19 protein-coding genes are annotated in these 15,037 nt (G+C 71.0%); 4 read left to right on the top strand and 15 right to left on the bottom strand.

All coding sequences use genetic code 11. The features are described 5' to 3' along the window. Positions 1-58 precede the first annotated feature (58 nt). The 4 genes from ACOZ90_RS11490 to dusA all read right to left on the bottom strand — a co-directional run bounded on the left by ACOZ90_RS11490 (position 59) and on the right by dusA (position 3,257). Positions 59-745: a response regulator transcription factor gene (locus ACOZ90_RS11490; RefSeq protein WP_422893796.1), complete on the bottom strand. Its 687-nt coding sequence runs from the start codon at positions 743-745 to the stop codon at positions 59-61. A gap of 52 nt (positions 746-797) precedes the next feature. Further along, positions 798-1,190 (bottom strand): hypothetical protein, encoded by a 393-nt coding sequence (locus ACOZ90_RS11485; protein ID WP_422893795.1) that lies wholly within the window; start codon positions 1,188-1,190, stop codon positions 798-800. Between the two features lie 160 nt (positions 1,191-1,350). Further along, positions 1,351-2,265 (bottom strand): arginine deiminase-related protein, encoded by a 915-nt coding sequence (locus ACOZ90_RS11480; protein WP_422893794.1) that lies wholly within the window; start codon positions 2,263-2,265, stop codon positions 1,351-1,353. Beyond that, positions 2,262-3,257 (bottom strand): tRNA dihydrouridine(20/20a) synthase DusA, encoded by a 996-nt coding sequence (dusA, locus tag ACOZ90_RS11475; protein ID WP_422893793.1) that lies wholly within the window; start codon positions 3,255-3,257, stop codon positions 2,262-2,264. The genes ACOZ90_RS11480 and dusA overlap by 4 nt, the downstream gene beginning before the upstream one ends. A 117-nt stretch (positions 3,258-3,374) precedes the next feature. On the opposite strand from dusA, the gene ACOZ90_RS11470 reads away from it, so the two are divergent. Beyond that, positions 3,375-3,554 carry a hypothetical protein gene (locus tag ACOZ90_RS11470; RefSeq protein ID WP_422893792.1) on the top strand — a complete coding sequence of 60 codons (180 nt, stop codon included), beginning with the start codon at positions 3,375-3,377 and terminating at the stop codon, positions 3,552-3,554. 9 nt (positions 3,555-3,563) lie between these two features. Here the strand turns inward: ACOZ90_RS11470 and ACOZ90_RS11465 are convergent, their stop codons facing one another. Further along, positions 3,564-4,160, bottom strand: a complete 597-nt coding sequence (locus ACOZ90_RS11465) for a hypothetical protein (protein WP_422893791.1) — start codon at positions 4,158-4,160, stop codon at positions 3,564-3,566. 107 nt (positions 4,161-4,267) lie between these two features. Here ACOZ90_RS11465 and ACOZ90_RS11460 point away from each other — a divergent pair, with 107 nt between their 5' ends. Then, positions 4,268-4,468, top strand: a complete 201-nt coding sequence (locus ACOZ90_RS11460; RefSeq protein ID WP_422893790.1) for a hypothetical protein — start codon at positions 4,268-4,270, stop codon at positions 4,466-4,468. Positions 4,469-4,476: 8 nt separating this feature from the next. On the opposite strand, the gene ACOZ90_RS11455 is transcribed toward ACOZ90_RS11460, so the two are convergent. The 4 genes from ACOZ90_RS11455 to ACOZ90_RS11440 form a co-directional block, all read right to left on the bottom strand. After that, entirely contained in the window at positions 4,477-4,908 is a 432-nt protein-coding gene (locus ACOZ90_RS11455) for a hypothetical protein (RefSeq protein WP_422893895.1), read from the bottom strand. An 11-nt stretch (positions 4,909-4,919) separates the two neighbouring features. Beyond that, entirely contained in the window at positions 4,920-5,354 is a 435-nt protein-coding gene (locus ACOZ90_RS11450; protein ID WP_422893789.1) for a hypothetical protein, read from the bottom strand. Positions 5,355-5,500: 146 nt separating this feature from the next. Further along, the gene (locus tag ACOZ90_RS11445; RefSeq protein ID WP_422893788.1) at positions 5,501-6,226 is read right to left on the bottom strand and encodes an HAD family hydrolase; all 726 of its coding nucleotides are present in this window, start codon (positions 6,224-6,226) and stop codon (positions 5,501-5,503) included. 105 nt (positions 6,227-6,331) lie between these two features. Next, positions 6,332-6,652: an EF-hand domain-containing protein gene (locus tag ACOZ90_RS11440; protein ID WP_422893787.1), complete on the bottom strand. Its 321-nt coding sequence runs from the start codon at positions 6,650-6,652 to the stop codon at positions 6,332-6,334. 381 nt (positions 6,653-7,033) lie between these two features. On the opposite strand from ACOZ90_RS11440, the gene ACOZ90_RS11435 reads away from it, so the two are divergent. Further along, positions 7,034-8,203, top strand: coding sequence for a PQQ-dependent sugar dehydrogenase (locus ACOZ90_RS11435; protein WP_422893786.1), 1,170 nt, complete (start codon positions 7,034-7,036; stop codon positions 8,201-8,203). Between the two features lie 76 nt (positions 8,204-8,279). Continuing rightward, positions 8,280-9,974, top strand: a complete 1,695-nt coding sequence (locus ACOZ90_RS11430; RefSeq protein WP_422893785.1) for a diguanylate cyclase domain-containing protein — start codon at positions 8,280-8,282, stop codon at positions 9,972-9,974. A gap of 17 nt (positions 9,975-9,991) precedes the next feature. Here the strand turns inward: ACOZ90_RS11430 and ACOZ90_RS11425 are convergent, their stop codons facing one another. The 6 genes from ACOZ90_RS11425 to ACOZ90_RS11400 all read right to left on the bottom strand — a co-directional run bounded on the left by ACOZ90_RS11425 (position 9,992) and on the right by ACOZ90_RS11400 (position 15,014). Further along, positions 9,992-10,387 carry a host attachment family protein gene (locus ACOZ90_RS11425; protein ID WP_422893784.1) on the bottom strand — a complete coding sequence of 132 codons (396 nt, stop codon included), beginning with the start codon at positions 10,385-10,387 and terminating at the stop codon, positions 9,992-9,994. Between the two features lie 44 nt (positions 10,388-10,431). After that, a complete protein-coding gene (locus tag ACOZ90_RS11420; protein WP_422893783.1) occupies positions 10,432-10,749 on the bottom strand; it encodes a thioredoxin family protein in 318 nt (105 codons plus the stop codon). Between the two features lie 58 nt (positions 10,750-10,807). Next, a complete protein-coding gene (locus ACOZ90_RS11415; protein WP_422893782.1) occupies positions 10,808-11,257 on the bottom strand; it encodes an FKBP-type peptidyl-prolyl cis-trans isomerase in 450 nt (149 codons plus the stop codon). Between the two features lie 30 nt (positions 11,258-11,287). Beyond that, positions 11,288-12,475 carry a BaiN/RdsA family NAD(P)/FAD-dependent oxidoreductase gene (locus ACOZ90_RS11410; protein WP_422893781.1) on the bottom strand — a complete coding sequence of 396 codons (1,188 nt, stop codon included), beginning with the start codon at positions 12,473-12,475 and terminating at the stop codon, positions 11,288-11,290. A 7-nt stretch (positions 12,476-12,482) separates the two neighbouring features. Continuing rightward, the gene (locus ACOZ90_RS11405; RefSeq protein WP_422893780.1) at positions 12,483-14,036 is read right to left on the bottom strand and encodes an N-acyl-D-amino-acid deacylase family protein; all 1,554 of its coding nucleotides are present in this window, start codon (positions 14,034-14,036) and stop codon (positions 12,483-12,485) included. Positions 14,037-14,108: 72 nt separating this feature from the next. Beyond that, entirely contained in the window at positions 14,109-15,014 is a 906-nt protein-coding gene (locus ACOZ90_RS11400) for a DUF808 domain-containing protein (RefSeq protein WP_422893779.1), read from the bottom strand. Positions 15,015-15,037 lie beyond the last annotated feature (23 nt).

Below are 15,037 nucleotides of genomic sequence, written 5' to 3'. Positions count from 1 at the left end.
CCATCGTCTCAGGCTATACCGGTCGGGCCGCGGGCGCAGCGGCGCCGCGCCCGGGCGGTCAGCTGTCCGAGTTGCGCGGAATGGCGAAGCGGTAGCCGCGCCCGCGCACGGTCTCGATCGGCTTGAGGGTGCCGTCCGGGTCGAGCTTCTTGCGCAGCCGGCCGATGAACACCTCCAGCACGTTGGAATCGCGGTCGAAGTCCTGCTGGTAGATGTGCTCGGTCAGGTCGGCCTTCGACACCAGCTCGCCAGCGTGCATCATCAGGTATTCGAGCACCTTGTATTCGTAGCTGGTCAGGTCGACGTTCCTGCCGTCCACCGCCACCGTCTGCGCGGCCAGGTCCAGGACAACCGGCCCGCATTCGAGCTGCGGCTTGCTCCAACCCGCGGCGCGGCGTACCAGCGCGTTGATCCGCGCCAGCAGCTCCTCGACGTGGAACGGCTTGACCAGGTAGTCGTCGGCGCCTTCCTTGAGGCCGTCCACCTTGTCCTGCCAGCTCGAACGCGCGGTCAGGATCAGCACCGGGAACTGCTTGCCCTCGTCGCGCAGGGCCTTGATCAGCTCCATGCCCGACATCTTCGGCAGCCCCAGGTCGATGATGCCCACGTCGAACGGCACCTCGCGGCCCATGTACAGGCCCTCTTCGCCATCCTGGGCGGCGTCGACCGCATAGCCTTCGCGCTTCAGGCGCGCGGCGAGGGTTTCGCGCAGGGGGGCTTCGTCCTCGACGAGAAGAATGCGCATCGGTGTCTCCAGTCACGATGGCCCGCGGGCCGTTGCGTTCAAGTATCTGAATTCAGTCGTCGTCACCGCGTGAGCGCTCTCTTCGGCGCCGCTGCGGATCATCCTCGATCACCCGCACCCGGCCACGCTCGTCGACCAGCTTGATGCGGTTGATCTGGCGGCCGTTGTAGTGCATCCGGTCGGCGGCGATGATCTGGCCGCGGTTGGCGCGGCGCACGTGGCGGATCGAATCGGCCATCGAGTCCTGGCGGCGCTCCTGGCGCCCGCGCGCGGGCTCCTGGCGCTGCTGTCGCGCCTGCTGTGCCGGCGGGCCGCGCCTGTCGGCCGAACGCTCAGCGCGCTCACCACGCTCGGGCTGGCGCTGCGCATTCGCAGGCGACCCCGCCAGCAGGACGGCGGCAAGCAGGGGCAGCAGCACAAGCGATACGCGTGAAGGAGCAGGCATGGACAGTGCGACCGGGCTCAAATGGGCGGGGACTGGAGCGGGTTGCCGCATCGAACTCCCTGGCGGCACGTAAATTGTTGATATTTCGGGGTGAATCCGTCCTTAACCCACCCGGCCGGGCGGTTCGCCGTTCAGGCCCGGAGCCCCCGATTCTGCCTGTTCAGTAGATTTCCGCAACACAGCACCGCAGCGAACCCCCGGCCACTTCGATCGCGTCCAGCTCGACCGCCCGGACTTCGAACCCGGCCGCATCCAGCACCTGCCGGCTGGCGGCCGACAGCGCCGCGGCGGCGGCGGCGCTCATCCAGACCGTGTCATGTCCGAGCGCAATGGCATTGCCGGCAAAGGCCTGGCGCTCCGCCGGCGACAGCCGGACCACGTGCGGCCGGTAAAGCGCCTCCAGGGCCGACAGCAGCGGCGCCGGATCGGCAAAACCGTCGGCGCACACCATCGCCGCGCGGCCGGCCAGCACCGCGAGCACCACGTTGGTGTGGTACTCGCCGTCGGCCAGCTCGCACATCAGGGTGGCGCGCAGGCCGAACGCCTCGTGCATCAGCCGCGCCCCCTGCTCGTCGCAGCGGCCGGACAGGCCGGCGAAGCCCAGCCCGCGCGCGCGGTCGATCACCAGCGAGCCGGTAAGTTCGCACGGGTGCGGCTGGGCCGACAGGTCGTGGACCTCGCAGCCCAGCACCCCGGTGAAGAAGCCGCGGATATCCGCCCTGCCCGCCTCGCGCCGGCGCACCGGATGGCGCATGCGCCCGACCACCAGTCGCCCGGGCACCGAGGCGAACGCGTTGTTGGGAAACAGCCCGTCCGGGGTCTCCGGATCACCAGGGAAGCACAGCGTGGGCAGCACCGCCGACATCGCCCGCTGCAGCCCGCGGTGCTGGGCCAGCGCGCGTTCGCCATGGAAGTCGCCCGCGGCGGCCATGTAGTGGTTGTCACCGGCCGACTCCGCGGCGTGGGTGAAGCCGTCGGGCGCGACCAGGAACGCCGCCCGCGCGGTCGCGGGGCCGAAGTCCGGCGCGCAGCCTTGCGCGACCGAAAGGAACTCTCCGGCGTCGCGGGTAATCATGCGGCCTCGCGCCGCGGGCGCACGGTTTCTGACAGCGCCCGCTCCACCAGCGACCAGTCCGCACCCGGCCGGTGCGCGCCCTCGCTGAGCACGCGGCGGAACGCGCGCCCGCCCGGCTGGCCCTGGAACAGCCCGAGCAGGTGGCGGGTGATGTGCTTGAGCGCGGCGCCCCGGGCCAGCTGCGCCTCCACGTATGGCCGCAGCGCGCGCAGCAGATCGCCGCGATCACGCCGTTCGCCGCCGAACCACGCGGTGTCCAGCATATGCAGCAGGTAGGGATCGTGGTAGGCCGCCCGCCCCAGCATCGCGCCGTCCACGTGCTCCAGGTGCGCGGTGGCCTCGGCCGCATCGGCGATGCCGCCGTTGACCATCACCCGCAGCCCGGGCCGCTCGCGCTTGAGCCGGTACGCCCAGTCGTAGCGCAGCGGCGGCACGTCGCGGTTCTCCTTCGGGCTCAGGCCCTTGAGCCAGGCGTTGCGCGCGTGCACCACGAAGGTGCCGCAGCCGGCCGCGGCGACGGTATCGATGAAGGCGGCGAAGCGCTCCCAGTCGTGGTCGTCATCCACGCCCAGGCGGCACTTCACCGTGACCGGCACCGGGCAGGCGGCGATCATCGCCGCCACGCTGTCGGCCACCAGCGCCGGCTCGCGCATCAGGCAGGCGCCAAAGCGCCCGGCCTGCACCCGGTCGGACGGACAGCCGCAGTTGAGGTTGATCTCGTCGAAGCCATGCTCCGCCCCGATCCGCGCCGCCTGCGCCAGCAGCGCCGGCTCGCTGCCGCCCAGCTGCAGCGCCACCGGGTGCTCCACCGGATCCATCGCCAGCAGCTTGGAGCGGTCGCCGTGGATCACCGCGTTGGCGTGCACCATCTCGCTGTACAGCCGGGCATGCGGGGCCAGCAGGCGATGGAACACGCGGCAATGGGAGTCCGTCCAGTCCATCATCGGGGCGACGGACAGGCGGAAGGCCTGGTCTTCCTGCGGATCGGTCATTCAACGTGGCCGGAGCGGCCGTGGCGAGGGGCCCCGATTCTACCGGGGACGCCATCTCACGCGACGGCAACGGCAACGGGTTTAAAGAGGGAGCACCCCCTGCAACGAGGTGTAGCCATGACCCGCGACCGCAAGGATCCACCTGAACGCCACGATGACCGGCAGGATGCGGAAAGCCCGCAGGAGCGCGAGCAGCGCAAGCGCCACGAGGAGAGCAACCAGGACGAGGCGCTGGAGGAAACCTTCCCCGCCAGCGACCCGACCTCCCCGTTCGTCCCGGCCAGGCGGCCCGACTGAACGGGAGCGTCAGTCCCCGCCGTCCGCAGCGGCGGCGGGCTTGCCGTAATCGGGGAACGCCCGCCTGAGCTCATCGTCCAGTTCCAGCGGCCGCGCCCAGCGGATGTGGCTCTCGACGATGCCGCGCTTGAGGCGGGCGAAGGCGGGGGTGCCGACGCCGGCCCCCAGCTCCTGGGCGAGCGCGCGCCAGCTGGCCTGCGGGGGCTGTCCGCGCTGGCCGACGACGAAGCGGCAGGAACGTCCCGTGACCCCGCCCAGCGCGCAGGCGAAATAGACGTCACCCGGCTCCCAGCCCTGCTCCAGCAGCGAGGCCACCGCCGTGCGGGGCACGTCGTGGTAGCGCACCAGCTCGTCGGCGAACGCATCCGGATACCGCTGCGCATAGCGGCCGATGCCGGCCAGCTGCGCGTCGATCCATCCGTCCCCGGTGGCCGACGGGTCTTCCGGCTCCGGCTCGGCGGCCTCCTCGTCGGCGTCCTCCTGGAGCACCTGCTCCTGCGAGTCGGCCTCCACGGCCGGCGGCTCCTGCCCGCTGGCCGCCAGCGGCAGCAGCAGCGCGGCGGCCAGGGCCAGCCACCCGGCCGGGGTGCGTTCGAACCTGCTCATTGCCTGCTCCCTCCGTCCGCACCGGCGCCACCGGCGCGGGGCGGCCTCACGTTTCGCATGCACGGATTGTGCCGTAATCACCGCGGCAGCACAGACAGGGAGCCCCCATGGCCCAGCAATCCCATCCCGGACAAGCCCCCGCGCGGCAGCGGCCGCGGCGCTGGCCGTATGTGGCCCTGGCAGCAATGGTGCTGCTGGTGGCCTACGGCAGCGCCGTCTTCTGGTTCAGCACCCGCATCGGTGATGACATCGAGGCCAGGATGCCCGAGGTACCGGTGGCAGAGGACATCCACCACCGGGCCGATTGAGGCCCGGCTCAGCGCCGGCTGATGATGAAACTGCCGAACGCCACGCCCAGGTCCCAGCCGTCGCCGGTGCCGGCCAGCGCGAGCGTGACCGGCCCCTTGGTGACCACCTGGGCCTTGGCAGAGCGCACCGCCCCCGCGTGGGCTTCGGCCGCGGCATAGCCGCCCAGCACGTCGTTGATGCTCTTCACCCCGGCAAAGGTGCCGGTGCCGTTGTCGATGCGCGACTTGCCCACGCTCAGGCCACCGCCGCGGGTCTCGATCTGCACGCCCATGCTCTGGCCGTTGCTGCAGCGCACGGTGCCGGTGCCGCTGGCCGTCTTGTAGAAGATCGACCAGCCGGACATGCTGAAATCAAGCCTGCAGGTCAGCTCCGACTGCGCCCGGACCTGGCCCGCCGGGAGCGCCGCCAGCAGCAGGGCCGCGGCGGCGCCCATCAGCATGCGCGCGGCACTCACCAGCCCCGGCCCCTGCGGTCACGGTGGCGACGGTCGCGGTCGCGGCGATCGCGGTCATGGCGCTTGCCGCGGTGGTCGCGGTCGTAGCGCACGTGGTAGCTGTTGCGGCTGGGATGGCCCCAGGCACGCGCGTGCGGCGGCGGGCCCGGACGATGGCGCGGCGGGTGGTACACCACGCGGCGGTGATGGCGCGGCACCTCACGGTAGTAGGTCACGCGGCCATAGCGGTCGCGCACCGCAATCAAACGGTCATGGCGGCCATAGCTGCCGTGGCGGTAGTACGGAGTGCTGCCACGCAGCACCACGTCGGCCACGTCGACCAGGATGCGAACCAGGTCGTCGCCGGCGCGCGCCGGGGCCGGAACCAGCGCCGCAGCGCCCAGCCCGGCCGCCAGGATCAGGGAAGTCAACCAGCGGGATGGTGCTGACATGGGGGCCTCCTCGTGGCAGTTCCCGCGATATGCGGTGGTAGGGACACCATGCCCCGGCAACCTTGAACGGGCTTTTAACCCGCACCCGGAGCGGTTGCCCGGACTTCTGCAGGGCGGGATCGGTGCCGGAGGCCGTTGCCGGGGGTTCAGTCCCGCCGGCCCAGCTGTCCGAGGGCCGCGACGATACCGTCTGCGTTGGCCACTTCCACCACCCTGCCGTTGCCGTTGAAACCGGGCAGCAGCTCGTGCGCCCAGCTGCTGTGGTAGGGCATGTACACGCCCCAGCCGCCCAGCTGGACCACGGGGTCGATGTCCGAACGCAGCGAGTTGCCCACCATGGCGAACTGCCCCGGCTCCACCTCGAACTCCCGGAGCAGGCGGCGGTAGGTGGCCACGTCCTTCTCCGACACCACCTCGATGCGCTGGAAGGCGGTCAGCCCGCACTGGGCTACCTTGCGCTCCTGGTGGAACAGGTCGCCCTTGGTGATCAGCACGACGCGGTAGCGGGCGGCCACGGCCTCGACCGCCTCGGGAATGCCGGGAAGCAGCTCCACCGGGTGCGCAAGCAGATCCTTGCCCAGCTCCATGACCTTCTGGATGTCGCTGGCGGCGATGGCGCCGCCGGTGAGCTCGATGCCGGCCTCGACCATCGACAGCACCATGCCCTTCACCCCGTAGCCGTAGCGGACCAGGTTCGAACGCTCGGTGGCCAGCAGGATCGAGCGCATCCGCTCCGAGTCCAGATCCACGTAGCCGGACAGGATCTGCTCGAAATCCAGCTGCGCCTGGTCATAGAAGTCCTGGCTGCGCCACAGGGTGTCATCGGCGTCGAAGCCAACCAGGGTGATCTGCGCGTTGCTGTCGGTGTGCATGCGCGCAAGTGTACGGTCGGGAGATTGCGGCTGCCCGAACAGACGGGGCGGCCCGAAGGCCGCCCCGCTGCAAACGATCCACCGCGGTGGATGAACCCGTGCCCGTTACTCCTGCGGCGGGCTGCCCGCACCCTGCGAGGCGGCGTACTGCTGGTACTCCTGCGGGGTCAGGTTCCCGTCGCCGTCGGCATCGGCCTGGTCGAAGATCGAGGCGAGTTCGGGCAGCGCGGCAGCCTCCTGGCGGCTGAGGTTGCCGTCACCGTCGGTGTCCAGGTCGGCCCAGCTCACCTGCCCCTGGGGGGCGGCCTGCTGGGTCGGGGCCGGCTCCTGGGCGAACTCGTCGGCTTCCTGGGCGAACGCCATCGGCATGGCCAGGGCCATGCCCAGCGCGATCAGACCGGTCAGGGGCTTGCGTACGTTGTTCATGCAGTTCTCCAAGTGTGGAAATCGAAAGTGCGGGGGCCCGGTCCGGTGCGACCAGTCGCCGGTCGCTTGCGTTCCGGTACGCATCGAAGCGTTGCGCACGGCAAGCACACTGCCGCGGCGCGAATGAACCGCAACGGGGCCGCGGAATCCGCGCCAACGCCCTGTTAACCAACCGCGCGGCCGCATTCGCTAGTGCTGTGCGTGACCTGCTCGACACTTCATGCCAACGCGCCCGAAAATCCCGCCAGACCGCGGGTTCGGCGGCCTGGCGCCGCGGGCCGCACGCCTGAATGGCAACGGAATTTTTATCCCCGCAGTGGGGCCGGCAGGCCAATCCGGCTATCGTATTCACCCCGCTTGCGCCAGATGGAGTGATCCCGCATGTCCCGATTCCTGCTCGCCGCCGCCTGCTCCATCGCCCTGGCCGCATGCAGCGGCAACGGCCAGTCCACCGGCTCCGACGCTCCGCCGGCGGATGCGGCCCCCGCCGCGGTGGATGCAACGCCCTTCCAGGTTGAACAGGTCACCCGCTTCAACGAGCCCTGGGCGATGGCGTTCCTGCCCGACGGGCGCCTGCTGGTGACCGAGAAGCCCGGCACGCTGCGCCTGTACGACGTGGCGCGCGACACCACCGGTGAGATCGGCGGGATTCCGGCGGTCGTCCACGGCGGCCAGGGCGGCCTGGGCGACGTGGCGCTGCATCCGCAGTTCGACGACAACCACCTTGTCTACATCAGCTACGCCGAGGCCGGGGATGGCGACACCGCCGGCGCCGCGGTGGCCCGCGCGCGGCTGGCGCTGGACGGCAGCGGCGGCGGCTCGCTGCAGGATCTGGAGGTGATCTGGCGGCAGGTGCCCAAGGTCAGCGGGCGCGGGCACTACGCCCACCGCATCGTCTTCCACGACGACATGCTGTGGATCAGTTCCGGTGACCGGCAGAAGTTCGACCCGGCCCAGGACATGGAGTCGAACATGGGCAAGATCCTGCGCCTGAACGACGACGGCAGCGTGCCGGCCGACAACCCCTTCGCCGACCAGGGCGGCGTGGCCGCACAGGTCTGGTCGCTGGGCCACCGCAATCCGCTGGGCTTCGTGTTCGGCGCCGACGGCCGGCTGTGGAACCACGAGATGGGCCCCAAGGGCGGCGACGAGCTGAACCTGGTGGTGCGCGGGGAGAACTACGGCTATCCGATCGTCTCCAACGGCGACCACTACGACGGCCGCCCGATCCCCAACCACGACACCCGACCCGAGTTTCAGGCCCCGGTGATCACCTGGACGCCGGTGATCTCGCCGTCCAGCTTCATCATCTACGACGGCGATGCGTTCGCGCAGTGGAACGGCAGCGGCCTGATCGGCGGCCTGTCCTCCGAGTCGCTGGTGCGGGTCGAGTTCGACGGCGACAGCGCGCGCGAGGCCGAGCGCTTCGACATGGGCACCCGCATCCGCGACGTGGAGCAGGGGCCCGACGGCAGCCTCTGGCTGCTCGAGGACGGCGGCCGCGGCGCCGACGGAAACCTGCTGAAGCTGACGCCCGCCGGCAGCGACTGACCCGCCACGGCAGCGCACGTCGCGCGCGTGATCCAGGTCAGCCTTTGCTGGCCTGGCCTGGGTTAGGCTTGCCGCAATGACGCGTCCGGACACCATCCTGCTGGTGGATGACACGCGCAGCGACGCCCTGCTGTATTCGGCGCTGCTGCGCGCTGCCAAGCCGCCACGCACGGTCGAACACGCCCCCACGCTGGAAGCCGCCCTGGCCATGCTTGAGACCGGCGGCTACAGCGCGGTCCTGCTCGACCTGGGCCTGCCCGACAGCGAGGGCCTGGAAGGCCTGGAGCGGATCACCGCCCGCCATCCGGACCTGGCGGTGGTGGTGCTGACCGGCCGCGAAGACGACGGCCTGGGCGAGCGCGCCATCGCGGCCGGCGCGCAGGAATACCTGCTCAAGTCGGAGGCCCGCCCGGACATCCTGGAGCGCGTGATTCGCCACGCCGAGGCCCGGCAGGCGCTGGAGAACAACGCCCGCGAGGCGGCCGCCGAGCTGCACGTGCTGTTCGACCGCAACCCGATGCCGGTGTTCGTGTTCGAGGTGGAGAGCCTGCGCATGCGCGCGGCCAACGCCGCGGCGCTGGAGTTCTACGGCTGGACCCACGAGGAGTTCCTGCGCCTGACCGCGCTCGACATCCGCCCCGAGCGGGAGCACCACCTGTTCCTGTCGACGCTGCGCGACAAGCCGGAACGCTTCCTCGGCGTGGAATGGACCCACATGAACCGCGATGGCCGGCTGTTGACGGTCAAGGTCAACAACGAACCGATCCGCTTCCAGGGCCATGACTGCCGGATGGTGATCGTGCGCGACCTCAGCCGCGAACGCGCGGCGGAGTCCGCGCGCCGGCGCGGCGACCGGCGCCTGGCCACCCTGGCCGATGCGTTGCCACTGCTGCTGATGTTCCTGGATCGAAAACTGCGGGTGGAGTTCATCAACTCGGGCTGGACCCGCGAGCTGCGGCGCCCGGCCGGGGAGATCCTCGGCCAGCCGGTGCTCGAGCTCATCCGCGAGCCGGCCGCCTGCCATTTCGCGGAAGGGCTGGAGATCGCGCGCGCCGGCGTGGAGCATACCGTGGAGTTCGACGACCCCGACGAGACCGCCATCCGTACCTGGGCGGCCACCTTCATCCCGCAGCATGACCACGCCGGCGGCGTCGACGGCATCCACGTGATGCTGCGCGACGTGACCCTGGACAAGGCCTACCGGCAGGACCTTGCCCGCCGCGCCGAACAGGATCCGCTGACCGGGGTGCTCAACCGCGCGGGCTTCCAGCGCTACGGCGCCCAGGCCTGGGCCGAGACCGCGCGCCAGGGGCGCCGGCTGGGCGTGTTCTACTTCGACCTGGACGACTTCAAGGAAATCAACGACAGCCTGGGCCACGCGGCGGGCGACGGCCTGCTGCAGGAAGTGGCCGCACGGGTGGGCGAATGCGTGCGCGCCGATGATCTGGTGGCGCGCCTGGGCGGTGACGAGTTCGCGGTCATCGCCAGGCACGTTTCCCGCCCCGACGCCGCGCGGCGCATGGCCGACAAACTGATCGCGGCGGTGGGCGCCGCCTCGCTGCAGCACGGCCCCGGCGACGCGCCGGTGCATGCCTCATGCAGCGTGGGCTACTGCATTGTGGATCCGGCGCAGGTCACGCCGTCGCAGGCGCTCAAGCGCGCGGACGAAGCCCTCTACGCCGCCAAGCGCGCGGGCAAGGGGCGCGCAGCCGCATGGCCCGGCCCGCGTCCGGAGCCGGCGCGCGAATCCGAGCCGGCCCCTCCCGCCTGAGCCTGCCGGAGCGGCCCCTACGGGGAAAGCGCCCTGGCGATATCGCCCAGCGGGGCGTTGGTCAGGTTCTTGTCGATCGTGGCCAGCAGGCGGTTGCCGACCTCCTTGTGCAGGCTGCGGCGGATCTGGCCCAGGGTCTGCGGATCGGCCATCAGCACCAGGTTGTCGAACTCCTGCCTGAGCGCCCGCGCGTTGAGCCAGTTGGCCAGCTGCTTGGCGAAGGTCGCCTCGTCGATCTCCTCGCCGCGGGTCTCGGCGGGAACCGGGCCGGCCGGGCCGTCGTCATCAAGATCCTGCGGCACCAGCGTCTGCTCGGCGATCAGCTCGGGATCGAACGCGGCGCCGACGTTGCGCAGCACCCGCGCGCCGCCGCCGTCGGCGACGACCACCAGCGTGTCCTTGGGAACTCTCATCTCGTGCCTTCTCCTTTCGCGTTGGTCATGGGAAGCAGGCTGGTTCAGCCGGACGCCAGCGTGCGGCCGATCTCCCCATCGGCCGGCCGCACCATCCGGGCCGTCTCCACGCCGTCGCGCAGCACCACGATCGTCGGCCAGAGCTTCACCCCGAACGAGCGCCCCAGCGGCCGCCCGCGCCCGTCCTCGATCTTGATGTGCCTGACATCCTCGCGCCCGGACAGCGCCTGTTCCAGCGCCGGCTGGGCGGCCTGGCAGTGCCCGCACCACGGCGCGCCGAACTCCAGCACCACCGTCCCCGGCATGGCATCCACGGCCGGGCGCGCGGGTTCGCTCGCTTCGTATTGGCTGGTATAGCCCATGGGCCGAGCCTGCCAAGCCGAAGGTGAAGCCGCGGCGATGGCCGCGACCCGAGCGCGGTCAGGGCTTGCGCACTTCCAGCAGCTCCACGTCGAACACCAGCGACGCATTCGGCGGGATCACCCCGCCGGCGCCGCGGCGGCCATAGGCCATTTCCGACGGGATCCGCAGCTCGCGCCGGCCGCCCACCCGCATGCCGGTCACGCCCTCGTCCCAGCCGGCGATCACCCGCCCCGCGCCCAGCGGGAAGCTGAACGGCTCGTCGCGCTCGCGCGAGCTGTCGAACGCCTCCCCGCGCAGATCCGGCTCGCGTTCGTCATAGACCCAGCCGCTGTAGTGGACGACCACCTCGTCGCCGGCCTGCGCGATCTCGCCGTCGCCCTGGACGGTATCGATCCGCTCAAGCCCGGCCACGCTGCCCCCCGGCGGCGGCCCCGGATCCGCGCAGCCGGCAACCAGCAGCGCGACAAGCAGGGCGAGGCAACAGTTGCGGACGGCGGCAATCGACATGGCAGGCTCCGGCAAAAGATGACGCGCAGGTTACACCGCCTGCCCGGCGGCGTGGCCCGACGCCCACGCCCACTGGAAGTTGTAGCCGCCCAGCCAGCCGGTGACCTCCAGCACCTCGCCGATGAAATGCAGGCCGGGGACGTGCCTGGATTCGAAAGTGGATGACGAGACCCCGTCCGTATCCACGCCGCCCAGGGTGACCTCGGCGGTACGGTAGCCTTCTGTGCCGCTGGCCACCAGCGGCCAGGCGGACAGCGTGCCGGCCATCTGCCGCAGCTGCGGCGGCGTGTACTGCTTCATCGGCCGGCTGGGCAGCCAGTGCTCGCACAGGCGCTGGGCGAAGCGGCGCGGCATCGCCTCCGACAGCAGGGTTTTGAGCTCGGCATCGGCGCGCTCGCGCTGCCAGCGCTGCAGCAGCTCCAGCGCATCCTCGCCCGGAAGCAGGTCGATTCCCAGCGCATCGCCCGGCTGCCAGTACGAGGAGATCTGCAGGATCGCCGGCCCGCTGATGCCGCGGTGGGTCACCAGCATCGCGTTGCGGAAGCTGGCGCCGTTGCAGCTGGCCTGTACCGGCAGCGACACGCCGCTCAGCCCTTCCAGCCGCTGCTGGTGCCTGCCGCTCAGGGTCAGCGGCACCAGGCCGGCGCGGGTGGGCAGCACTTCGTGCCCGAACCGGCGCGCCAGCTCGTAGCCGAAACCGCTCGCGCCCATGCTCGGGATCGACAGCCCGCCGCTGGCCACCACCAGCCGGCCGGCGGTGGTGCGGCCCAGGCGGCTGTCGATGTGGAAGCGCCCGCCGTCGCCCACGTCCACCGCGGTGATGTCGCATCCGGTTTCAATGCGCACGCCCACTTGCTGGCACTCGTCCAGCAGCATCCGCACGATCAGCTTCGAGGACTCGTCGCAGAACAGCTGGCCCAGCTCCTTCTCGTGCCAGGCGATGCGGTGGCGCTCCACCAGCTCCAGGAAGTGCCAGGGCGTGTAGCGCGCCAGCGCCGACTTGCAGAAGTGCGGGTTGGCCGACAGGTAGTTGTCCGGCCCGGTGCCGGTATTGGTGAAGTTGCAGCGCCCGCCGCCGGACATCAGGATCTTCTTGCCGACCCTGTTGGCACGTTCAAGCACCAGCACCTTCAGCCCGCGCGCCGCGGCCACCTGCGCGCACATCAGCCCCGCGGCGCCGCCGCCGATGACGGCTACGTCGACATGCCCGTTCCGCATCGGCGCGCTATCGGCCGTGGCGCAGCAGCGTGCCTGCCTTCGCCACCCGCTCGCCGCCCTCGAACGCCGGCGTCCCGTTCAGCAGCACCAGGTCGAAGCCCTCGGCCTGCGCGGTCGGATCCACGTAGTCGGCGTTCGCGCGCACCGAGGCCGGGTCGAACAGCACCAGGTCGGCCACCGCGCCCTCGCGCACCGCGCCGCGGTCGGCCAGGCGCAGGATCGACGCCGGCAGGCTCGTGACCTTGCGCACCGCCTCCTCCAGCGACACCCGCCCCTCGCCCACCGCGAACTCCTCGATCCACCTGGCGAAGGTGCCGGCGCCGCGCGGATGGCTGCCGCCGGGCGAGCCGTCGCTGGCGATCGCCACGTGCGGATCCACCATCAACCGCGCCTGCAGCGCCTCGTCCATCACGAAGTGTGCGGCCTGGCCGCCGCGCGGGCCGATCTCCAACAGCACGTCCGGGAACGCCTGCCCGGCTTCCTCGGACACCTGCGCCAGCGACTTGCCCACGTGCGGCCCGCTGCCGAACAGCAGCGCGCCCGGCCCGCCGCGTCGGATCATGCGCGCCTGCAGCGCGGCGCGCAGCTCGTCGCGGCGCGTGGCCAGCACTTCGGCGTAATCGGTCGGCGGCATCGCCCATTCGGGAAACAGGATGCCCACGCCGGTGTAGCTGGCGGCGTAGGGATAGGCGTCGGCGGTCAGCTCGATGCCGGCGCGGCGGTACTCCTCCAGCGCCTGCAGCAGCCGCTCGGCGCGCTCGACGCCTTCGCCGTAGACCACCTTCAGGTGCGAGATGTGGGTGCGCGCGGGCCGGCTGGCTTCGATGTGCTCGCGGATCGACGCCTCCACCCTGTCATCGTCCTCCGAGCGCATGTGGCTCATCGCCACGCCGCCGAAGCGCGCAACCGCCTGCCCCAACGCGGCGATTTCCGCCTGCTGCGCATACATCCCCGGCACGTACTCCAGCCCGGTGGAGGTTCCGAAAGAACCTGCCGCCAGATCCTCCTCCAGCAGCGCCACCAGGCGCGCGATCTCCGCCTGCGAAGGCTCGCGGGTCGCGTCGTCGATGCCGGCCTGGCGGCGCAGGGTGCCGTGGCCGGAGCAGGTGGCGACGTTGATGTCCGGGCCCGAACGCTCCACCGCGTCCATCCAGTCCGGCAGCCGCCGCCTGCCTTCCTTGCCGGCGCCCGGGCTGCTGCCGTCCTGGCCCAGCACCACGGTGGTCACGCCCATCGCCAGGAACGGCTGGTAGGAGTGCTGCAGCGGATCACCGTGGACGTGCAGGTCGATGAAGCCGGGCGCGAGCACCCGGCCGCCGCCCTCGATGATGCGGGCGCCGCGCGCGACGCGCCGGCCGACCCGCCCGATCTGCACGATCCGCCCGTCCGCCACCAGCACGTCGGCCGCGCGCGCGGGCGCACCGGTTCCATCGACTACCGAAACGTCCCGCAGCAGCAGCCCGCCGCCTACGGCACGCGCGCCCCGCGGCAGCATCGACGTCGCCGCGCCGGCCGCCATCGCCGCCAGCAGCTCGCGCCTGGACCAGCCCGCATCCGTCATCAAAAACACCTCATCAGACCTGTCCCCGAGTGTACGACGCCCTCCCCCTGTAGGAGCGCGCCATGCGCGCTCCTACGATTCCGGCTTGTCGCGGAAACGGTTGACCAGCTCGACCACCGCCAGCACCACCGCGCCGACCAGGATGCCGACCACCGCGTTGGCAAGCATCTCCACCAGGACGCCCCAGCCGCCGCCGGGCGACATGTTCTGGACCAACCCCTGCAGCGCGCCGATGCCGTGCACGAAGATACCGCCGCCGACCAGGAACATCGCCGCCGTGCCGACCACGCTCAGGGTCTTCATCAGCCACGGCGCCGCGGCCACGATGCCGCGTCCCAGCACCGCCGCGGCGCCGCCGCGCCCCACCAGCCACAGGCCGGCGTCGTCGAGCTTCACGATCCCGGCCACCAGCCCGTAGACGAACACGGTGATGCCCAGCGCGATCACCACCAGGGTGATCGCCTGCTGCTGGAACGGGGCGCTGGAAATCACCCCCAGCGAGAGCACGATGATCTCCGCCGAGAGGATGAAGTCGGTGCGGATAGCGCCGCGGATCTTGTCCTTCTCCGCCGCCACCAGATCCAGCCCCGGGTCGGCGTTGTGGGCGGCGTGTGCGGCCTTGCGCTCTGCCGCCTGCTGCGGGTGCAGGAACCGGTGCACCAGCTTCTCGGCGCCCTCGAAACACAGGAACGCGCCGCCGATCATCATCAGGGGGGTGATCGCCCACGGCAGCCAGACGCTGATCGCCAGCGCCGCCGGCACCAGAATGGCCTTGTTGAGGAAGGATCCCTTGGCCACCGCCCACACCACCGGCAGCTCGCGGGCGGCGCGCACGCCGGTGACCTGCTGGGCGTTGAGCGCCAGGTCGTCGCCAAGCACGCCGGCGGTCTTCTTGGTGGCGGCCTTGGTCAGGACAGCAACGTCGTCCAGGATCGAGGCGATATCGTCGAGCAGGGTGAGCAGGCTGGCACCGGCCATAGGCAGGGTTCCAAAGGCAAGAT

The sequence above is a fragment of the Luteimonas dalianensis genome (assembly GCF_049339425.1).
GTDB lineage: Bacteria > Pseudomonadota > Gammaproteobacteria > Xanthomonadales > Xanthomonadaceae > Luteimonas > Luteimonas dalianensis.
This window is presented reverse-complemented; position numbering and strand designations above follow the sequence as displayed.